The sequence below is a fragment of the Ruminococcus sp. CAG:57 genome (assembly GCF_000435935.1).
Lineage (GTDB): Bacteria > Bacillota > Clostridia > Oscillospirales > Ruminococcaceae > Hominimerdicola > Hominimerdicola aceti.
The window spans coordinates 1-1,000 of the sequence record NZ_FR890789.1 but is presented as its reverse complement, the minus strand read 5'-3'; the positions used below and the strand labels follow the sequence as shown (position 1 = coordinate 1,000).

Here is a 1,000-nt window from a genome sequence, read left to right as displayed (position 1 = left end):
TTGAAAAATTCTCAAACGTGGCAAGCTATGAGGAAATTGCTAAGAATGACTACAATTTGAACATTCCACGCTATGTTGACACGTTTGAAAAGGAAGAACTTCCGCCTTTGAAAGACCTCTGCAAAGAGCTGATACAAAGCGAACTTGAAGTGCGTAAGGCAACGAATGACCTTATGGCAACGCTGAAAGACCTCTGCGGTGATGATGAATATAATCAGGTCAAGGACGATTTTTTGAAATTCTTCACCGAGCAGGATATTGTTGGTGAAACCATGGCAACATGGCTTGAATTGAAAAATCTTGAAAACCGCACTGACTATATTCTTTCACACGCCAAGAAAGAACGCAAGCCACTGCTTGACCTTGTGACGTTTGAACGTGTGAAAAAAGGCAAAGTATACGAGGCAGGCACTGTCTATATTCAACTATCCGCTACGGACGGAAAAGTAAGATATCTTTGCGAGAACTCAGAGCTGGAAACCAAGTACGGCGTATTTCAACCCAAAGACAAGAGCATGGGAACGAGATATCTTTTCTATATCTTGGAATATGAAATGGAAGCGTTTTTGGCACGATATCAGAGCGGAATGAATATTAATCCTGAGATTTTCAAATTCATGCAAGTTACGTACTATCCCGAAGTGAAGTATCAGCAAGAAATAGCTATGACGCTTGACGGCATTCAGGCAAGGTATGATGAGGTTTATCAAGAAAAAGAGTCATGGCAATGTTTCAAGAAATATCATTTGGAGGGAATGTTCCCGTAACAAGAGCACAAAAGTTTGAGGAGGAATAAGCAATGATGAAAATAAAACCTGAATACATTTTTCCGCTGCTGCTTATCCTGTTGGACGTGGGAGCGGCTATCATATACGCTTTGCAAAAGGACTACAAGAAATCCGTCTATTGGATAGCGGCGGCCATACTGAATGTGACAGTGACATTTTAAGGAGGTATAACAATGGCTGATAAATACATTAAAGTTGCTAACTTAAAAAAT

2 protein-coding genes are annotated in these 1,000 nt (G+C 40.3%); both read left to right on the top strand.

All coding sequences use genetic code 11. The annotated features are described in order from the left end of the window. Positions 1–767: restriction endonuclease subunit S (locus QVO88_RS11160; RefSeq protein WP_288178029.1), on the top strand; the 767-nt coding region annotated here is incomplete at its 5' end. A 32-nt stretch (positions 768–799) separates the two neighbouring features. Beyond that, positions 800–949: a hypothetical protein gene (locus QVO88_RS11155; RefSeq protein ID WP_022288535.1), complete on the top strand. Its 150-nt coding sequence runs from the start codon at positions 800–802 to the stop codon at positions 947–949. The last annotated feature ends 51 nt before the right edge of the window (positions 950–1,000 follow it).

What these genes read in the sequence shown, in the direction of transcription:
- QVO88_RS11155 (WP_022288535.1), top strand. Translation starts at nt 800, where the DNA reads ATGATGAAAATAAAACCTGAATACATTTTTCCGCTGCTGCTTATCCTG.